We start from the raw sequence: 8,100 nt of genomic DNA on the forward strand, positions 1-8,100 counted from the left end.
GCCAAGTGCGGAGCGGATAACCGCTGAAAGCATCTAAGTGGGAAGCCCACCTCAAGATGAGTACTCTCATGACAAAAGTCAGTAAGGTCACCTGTAGATTACAGGTTCATAGGCGGTAGGTGCAAGTGCAGTAATGTATGCAGCCGAGCCGTGCTAACAGACCGAGGGCTTGACCTTAATATACATTGGTTTAAAACAAGTTGCTATGTAATGTTCAGGGTTCTGAATTTTAGATATAAATTTGGCTATTAATTTCAAATTCAATATCTAAAACAAAGGCTAGATAGAGTTCTCCAATTAATAGCTTGATTTTTAGAGAAAAGCTCTCTTCCTCTGATGGGGAGGGGGGCTTTGCCATTCTGGTAAGGAGAAACTTTCAGAGTGAAAAAAAAGATTTTTGCGGTAGTACTGGCTCTTTTAACTTTTATTATGGTTGTATTTGCAGCTTCTACACAGAGTTCTCAAGTTCATGATGAGCAAATCAACGAACTCTATGTTTTTGGGGATAGCCTTTCCGATACAGGCAATATATTCAAGGCTACCAATGGAGTTTATCCTCCTAGTCCTCCTTATTTCCAAGGGCGTTATTCTAATGGTCCAGTTTGGGTAGAACATCTTAGCTCTAAACTAGGATTGAATAATACCAAAAATATTAATTTTGCTTGTGGTGGTGCAACCACTATCAGCGGTAGTCTTAACGGCATTCCTGGGGCGTTAGCGCAAGTATATAGCTATACAAAAAACCAGCAAAAGCTTAACCCAAATGCACTTTATATCCTTTGGGCTGGAGCCAATGATTATCTTTTCGGGGCTACTAATACTACTTCTGCGATCGCCAATTTATCCAATGCAGTTCAGTCATTGTTAACAGCCGGAGCTAAAACAATTTTGGTAGCTAATTTACCAGATTTAGGAAAGATTCCAGCTACTTATAATACTTTCAATTCTAGTAACCTGAGTGCGGTGACAAGTCTGCATAATTCAGAATTGATTAAATCTATCGATTCACTGCAACAAAAATTTGGTTCTGGCAGTAAAATCATCCAACTCGATGTTAATTCCATATATCGAGAAGCAATTTCTCACCCAGCAAAATTTGATTTCACAAATGTGACTAGTTCTTGTCTATCTAATGTAACTTCCTGTAGCAATCCAGACAAGTTTTTATTTTGGGATAGCATTCATCCGACAACGGCTGCTCATCGCATCTTGGCAGACGCAGCACTAAAAGCAATTTCAATATCGCGATAAATCTCCAGATACAAAAATCATGCAAAATAGCAACGATCTGCAAAAATTACTGGATATTTTACCTCACGAAATTCGAGAAACTTTAGCCCAACACTCACAATTAGACAATTTAGTTGAAGTTGTCATGGATTTGGGCCGTCGTCCTGAAGCTCGCTTTCCCGGTGAATCAGAATATTTATCTCAAATACCTGTAACTCAAAAACAACTCGACGATTGCATACAAAGAGTAGGAACCTTTGCTGAAGATAATCGTGCTGGTATTGAGCAAACTTTACACCGGATCAGCGCCATTCGTAACCGCAATGGCAAGATTATTGGTTTAACTTGTCGTGTTGGTCGAGCGATATATGGCACGATCGCCATGATTCGCGATTTGGTAGAAACTGGTCAATCAATTCTCATGCTGGGTCGCCCTGGAGTGGGTAAAACTACAGCGTTGCGGGAAATTGCTCGTGTTTTAGCAGACGAACTTCATAAGCGTGTGGTAATTATCGACACATCTAACGAAATTGCTGGTGACGGTGATATTCCTCACCCCGCAATTGGTAGAGCACGCCGAATGCCAGTAGCGCGTCCAGAACTACAGCATCAGGTCATGATTGAAGCTGTGGAAAACCACATGCCAGGGGTCATAGTGATTGATGAAATTGGCACACAACTAGAAGCTTTGGCAGCGCGTACCATTGCAGAACGTGGTGTGCAATTAGTTGGTACTGCTCACGGTAATGAAATCGAAAACCTAATTAAAAACCCCACTCTATCTGATTTAGTTGGCGGTATTCAATCGGTAACCTTAGGTGATGATGAAGCCAGAAGACGGCGCACCCAAAAGACGGTTTTGGAACGCAAAGCGCCTCCTACATTTGATATTGCTGTGGAGATGTTAGAACGCCAGCGTTGGGTGGTGCATGAAAGCGTTGCTGGCACAGTAGATAGTTTATTACGGGGGCGTCAACCTAACCCTCAAGTGAGAACTATTAATGATAATCGTCAGGTGACGATTACCCGGGAAATAGCTAGTTCTGAGATTTCAACGCCAGCACCAGAAAATGTATTGGCGTACCCAGTTAAACTCTCAGAAAAGTTACTATCTTTTCCCTCTGCGCCAAAGCAAAAACAAGAATTGCCGCAAATAAATGGCGAATCTCTGGAAGCTGGGAAGCAAGATAACGAAAATTTACCGCCAATGCACCTTTATTCCTATGGAGTTAGCCATCACCAGTTACTAGAAGTGATTCAGGGTTTAAATTTGCCAGTGGTACTGACTAGGGATATTGAAGATGCAAATGCGGTTTTGGTATTGCGTAGCCTACGTCGAGCTGCGCTAACGCACGCCAGAAAACACACCAATTTTCGGCAGATGATAGCAGACAATCCTCTACCTGTTTACACACTTAAAGCTAACACTATCCCAGGAATTACCCGCGCTCTTCGCTCTTTGTTGGGTATCGAAGAACCAGGAATAGGAGATACTTTGGCATCCGATCGCAATCATGGCGAATCGGAAATAGAAGCTTTAGAAGAAGCCAGAGTCGCAGTTGAGCAAATTGTGATACCCAACGGACAGCCTGTGGAGTTATTACCACGTTCTGCTGCTATCCGCAAAATGCAACATGAACTGGTAGAACGTTACCGCCTGAATTCTCAGAGCTTAGGTGAAGAGCCTTTTCGTCGGTTGCGGATTTATCCGGCTTTATAACTTTGACGCCATTACTAAACGTAAAAATAGCAGTGTATCCATGAGCAAAGACACACAGCAAAAACAAAACATACAGGCCGCATATCAAGGACGGCTGTTAGCGCGACCAGTACAACCTACCTTAGAGCCAGCACCACATGGTTTGCAAACATTGGGATTGCATGGCGATCGCGACGCTCTCCTTTACGTACCTCAAAGCTACCAAGTAGAACAACCCGCACCACTAGTATTAATGCTGCATGGTGCACGCGGTAACGCACAGGGTGGTTTATCTCCATTCCTCAACTTTGCCGATTCTCAAGGAATTATTTTGTTAGCACCTGCCTCACAGCAAACAACGTGGGATCTGCTATACGGTGGGTATGGCGCAGATATTGCCTTTATCGACCAAGCCTTAGGCCAAACATTTAGTCGCTACTCCATAGATCCTGCACGGATTGCGATCGCAGGTTTCTCTGATGGTGGCTCATATGCCCTAAGTGTCGGTATTACCAATGGTGACTTATTCAGCCATATCATTGCTTTTTCCCCTGGGTTTATGGCTCCAGCTTCACTGCATGGAGAACCACACATCTTTGTTTCTCACGGCAAGTGGGACAATGTTTTACCAATCGAACGATGCAGTCGTAAGATTGTAAGGCAATTAAAGGAGGGTAACTACGATGTAGTTTATCAAGAATTTAATGGCATACACACAGTTCCTGTAAAGATTGCAAGTTCTGCTCTAGCCTGGTTTGCCGCACCAGAACAATAAAAAAGAGAGCATCCACTTTTGGCAGAAATACCAGGCGATGAGAAATCGCGACTATAAAAACCAAATCCAGCTGCGTGGATTATATTGAGCCTGGGTCGCCAGGCTTTGTTTGTTTAGCCCCAGACTTATAGTCTGAGGGGCTATTTGCCGAAAGTGGATGCACCCATGAAAATCACTAAAGCCTGAAAATACTTAGTATCGCTGTCTGGAATTCAAAATTAGCTAGTTTCAGATTTGATACCTGGGTTTATTTCCGCTATTGTGAACTAGTCTCAAATTTATAGTCTCCATTTTTAAGCTAGTATCACAAAATAAACCCCACAAACAAATAGATTTATTGTTGGGTTACCTGGGACAGAAGCCTCTTTCGCCCTAAGCTCTGGCTCTGCCCAACCTAGATAATAAAGAGTCGTGAATTATTTAATTTATCTTGCCAATAAAAGTATTAACAGCTTACTTGCAATCTATTTCTAACTATGCATTCTATAGCAGTCCTATTTCATTTGTGAAAAAACAAAGTGCATTTGTAGATCCTTTTTTCCTGTTCCCTGTTCCCTGTTCCCTGTTCCCTGACTCAACGAGTAATTTCACAACTCATTTAGGATTGCTATACTAAAAGCTATATAGATTATTAAGCGTAGTGTTTTTCTGATAAGATGGTTTACACTTAAAGATACGATTAATTTGTCAGGTTTTTGAAATGGCAGTTCTATATAATTACAGAAATCTCAATAAAAATTCACCTGACAATAAATTATAGCTAACGGCAGAAAGCCATCAACTTTAGGCAATATATGAGGCAGTAGACATAATTGCTTTTGCTGTGTAAATATATTACTCCGTCAAATGTGATTAAAGTAACTAGGCTCTTATTTAAGCCAATCTAACTAGGAGATAGCATTTTAAAAATCATTAAAAGAATTGAGAGATCTGCTTCTTGCAAGTGTTCCCTAAGAAGAATACTGTAGAACTGCTAGCTTAGAAACTAGTCCAAACTAGGCTTGCAACTGAGGTAAAAGTTGAAATGCTTGACATTTAAAGCTTTCAGTTTTATAAATACACAAAATCTTGGACTACTTGAGTCATTCCCCATTCACAGTGAGTTTTTTATGATTAACGGTCCTTTGCGTGAAGCACCTCGTAACCAGCGAGCCACTGTCATTCGTTCAAGTAACGAATTTGTTCTTATAGAATGGCTAAAGGCTAATGGTCGCCTAATAGCGCGTGAAACGCAAGAATCTGAGTATCTAAATCAAGTAGAAGAAATCTCAGAGATGATCGATCTTGATGATCTACCTTACGATCATGATGATGACGACAGTGATATTGAGTTAGAAGATTAACGCTCTACACGTTATCAACAGCAAAATTTATAAAATTAATCAAGAGTCTAGATTTATTTTGGACTCTTAATTAATTTCATAGAAAAAAGTGTGCTTTGCATAGATGCGGGATGAGTATCTCTCTACTTCCTTTGTTTCTTGTGCCCTGTTCCCTGACCTACGAATAAGTTCACAAATCAAATAGAAGTGCTATGGATAGCAAGCCTGTTTTACTTCTGATATCATGTCCGGTTAATTGCTTTTAAAACCTCATTGCGAGTGTTCGCCCTACAGCCCTTTGGGCATCCTACGGCAGGCGTTCCCGTTCCCTCGTAAAGCCCTTCAGGCATAGCTGCGCTTACCGCGTTAGCGTCTTTGCAGGAGAAGAGGGTTCCCGCAGGGTAGGGTAGCGAAGCAATCACAAGGTTTCAACCGAACATGAAATGACTTCTGGCTTGTGAATTCTGCTGTAGATATATCACTTGACATTTAAGGTGAGGCTGAGAACCGCTTTCACCAATTCTGAAGGATCTATTGGTTTAGCTAGATGTTGTTGAAATCCTGCTGATATCGCCTGCTGCTGATCTTCTGCTCGGGCGTATGCTGTAATTGCTAAGGCGGGAAGATTAGCTCCTTGCTTTTGCAGCAGAGTACGCACTTTTTCCAGCAAGGTATAACCATCTTCATCGGGCATACTAATATCAGTAATTAAGATATCTGGTTTATATTGTGCGAGTTTTTCTAAAGCCTCACTAGCGGAACCTGCACTGATCACCTCAGCACCTTGTTGTTCTAATACAAAAGCAATCAGCTCGCGAGAATCTGTTTGATCGTCTATAACGATCGCTTTAATCCCACGCAGCTCACCAGTAAAATCGAGTGGCGCTGGCGTCGGTTCTATTTGCATTTGAGCAGATCTGAACGGTAGCATCACAGTGAAGGTTGCTCCCTGTCCTTCTCCGGGACTGGTAACTTCCAGAGTCCCACCGTGCATTTCGACTAAATAACGCGAGACTGCCAAACCTAGACCTAATCCACCAGTTGAGCGAGTCGTGGAAGCATCCGCCTGACGAAAGTATTCAAAAACGTGAGGTAAGAAATCAGCGCTAATGCCAATACCTGTATCAGCAACCTGGAGTTGAGCGTAAGAGTCCACTTTTTGCAATCGCACTATCACCTGTCCTCCCTTGGGAGTGAACTTAATAGCGTTGGAAAGCAGATTCCAGCAGATTTGTTGCAGACGATTGGCGTTACCTGGAATCATACCGAGATTACGGTCAAGGACAAACTGCACTTTCACAGACTTGGCTTCCGCAGCCGGACGCAGGGTTTCAGCAGTCGCCTCCACAACAGACAATAAATTGACTGGATGAATCTCCCATTTCAACTTACCTTGGATAATCCGGGAAAGATCCAGCAAATCTTCAATCATTTGCACCTGGAAAGTAGTATTGCGATCGATAACTTCCAGTGCTCGATTGACGGTAGCTTGATCGAGATGTCCCTTGCGCAGGAGTCTAATCCACCCCAGAATGGCATTAAGTGGCGTTCGTAATTCGTGGGAGAGAACAGCCAAAAATTCATCTTTTAGCCGACTAGCTGCTTCAGCATTGGCGCGAGCAGTTTGTTCTCGCTTGAGCAGACTGATGCGTTCTGCTTCAATTTGCTTGCGCGTGGTGATATCTACAGCAGTCATCACCACAGCATAGGGTTGATTTTGCGCATCATACACAGGTGCGAGGGAAAGACTAATATCCACTACAGCACCCTTCTTATGATGCTGCTGGATTTCTAGGTTATTTACAGTTTCATTGTGCAATGCGCGTTGAAAGGTGCGCTCAAAAATCTCTTGTTCATCCTCAGAAACTAAAGGTAATCGTCGGTCAATTATTTCCTTGGCATCCCAGCCGTAAATTTCCTGAGCCGCAGGATTCCAGGTCATAACTCGACCATCGACATGGAGCGTGATAATTGCGATTGGTGAGGCATTGACGACTGCTCGTAGCATATCATCCGTTTGTCGCAATATTTGCTCTGCCCGTTGGCGATCGCGTCGTTCTCGGCTTTCTTTTAATGCTCGCTGTACAGATGGCACCAATCTTCCCAATCGTTGTTTGAGAATATAGTCGGTTGCTCCTTGTTTGAGCGCCTCGATCGCGCTTTCTTCCCCAATTACCCCTGACACCAAGATGAACGGGACATCAGGACAAGTTGCTTTAGCTATCTCTAAAGCAGAAAACCCATCGAATGCCGGAAGTGAATAATCTGCCAAAATTAGTTCAAAATTGGTCGTTTTTAATGCTTCCAGAAATTCTTCTTGAGTTTCAACACATACTAATACGCACTCAATCCCACCATTCTTTAGTGACGTCTGAATTAATTCGATATCAAATTGCGCATCTTCCAGCAGCAAAACATGCAACATGACTGTTTATGTTTCTAATTTATTAGTGAGCCGAGTATGGTCTAAAGTGCATATAATCAGCACAATTTAAGCACAGATAAATTTCTCAGACAATCTCTCTTACGTATAGTATTCAAGTACTTATGATCCCCTATCCTTGGTTAGAAATAGTTTTGAAATTTACTGATTTTTCGGTGAATTTTTGCTATCTATCTTGACTGTGCTACGCGTGTCATACCATTTTAGATTTTGGATTAGAAATTGCCTTCTGTGTCCGGTTTTCCTGAATCCATCTGTTGCAATCATTTTTTAAATTAATATCAGTTGTTTTTATCTAAATTTAAAGCCTCGTCTAATTGTGGGCGAGCTAAACATATCTTTGCCACTAACCACCGACCACTGATATAGGACTCATATTTGATTTCTGAAATACTGTAGAGTGGGCATTGCCTACCATATTCAGGTTTTGGTGGGCAATGCCCACCCAGCCCCTTCAACGCGAACAAATGAACTACTAAATCAAAGGCTGAAACCCGCTCCCAGACTAGGGCAAAAAATGATGCTTCTAAGCTATCGAACTTGATTAGGCGATCGCAGATCCAAAATGGTCAATTTATTGCCTCTTGAATCGAGCATTTTTTTGCAGAATTGAGCGTGAGTTTGATTGTGT

At 42.2% G+C, this 8,100-nt stretch carries 5 protein-coding genes and 1 rRNA gene; 5 read left to right on the top strand and 1 reads right to left on the bottom strand.

Features of this window, described 5'->3' with window-relative positions; genetic code table 11:
* From BV372_RS33245 to BV372_RS33265, 5 genes are all read left to right on the top strand, one after another.
* Nucleotides 1-177: ribosomal RNA gene (locus BV372_RS33245) — 23S ribosomal RNA — on the top strand; the annotation flags it as partial.
* A gap of 204 nt (nt 178-381) precedes the next feature.
* Nucleotides 382-1,251 carry an SGNH/GDSL hydrolase family protein gene (locus BV372_RS33250; protein WP_086691552.1) on the top strand — a complete coding sequence of 290 codons (870 nt, stop codon included), beginning with the start codon at nt 382-384 and terminating at the stop codon, nt 1,249-1,251.
* Between the two features lie 19 nt (nt 1,252-1,270).
* Complete coding sequence (locus tag BV372_RS33255; protein ID WP_086691554.1) at nt 1,271-2,950, top strand: R3H domain-containing nucleic acid-binding protein; 1,680 nt, start codon at nt 1,271-1,273, stop codon at nt 2,948-2,950.
* A gap of 40 nt (nt 2,951-2,990) precedes the next feature.
* Entirely contained in the window at nt 2,991-3,704 is a 714-nt protein-coding gene (locus BV372_RS33260; RefSeq protein ID WP_086691556.1) for an alpha/beta hydrolase, read from the top strand.
* 1,109 nt (nt 3,705-4,813) lie between these two features.
* Nucleotides 4,814-5,047 (top strand): DUF3134 domain-containing protein, encoded by a 234-nt coding sequence (locus BV372_RS33265; RefSeq protein ID WP_086691557.1) that lies wholly within the window; start codon nt 4,814-4,816, stop codon nt 5,045-5,047.
* Nucleotides 5,048-5,504: 457 nt separating this feature from the next.
* On the opposite strand, the gene BV372_RS33270 is transcribed toward BV372_RS33265, so the two are convergent.
* The gene (locus BV372_RS33270) at nt 5,505-7,451 is read right to left on the bottom strand and encodes a hybrid sensor histidine kinase/response regulator (RefSeq protein ID WP_086691559.1); all 1,947 of its coding nucleotides are present in this window, start codon (nt 7,449-7,451) and stop codon (nt 5,505-5,507) included.
* Between the last annotated feature and the right edge of the window lie 649 nt (nt 7,452-8,100).

It is taken from the genome of Nostoc sp. T09 (assembly GCF_002154695.1).
Taxonomy (GTDB): Bacteria; Cyanobacteriota; Cyanobacteriia; order Cyanobacteriales; family Nostocaceae; genus Aulosira.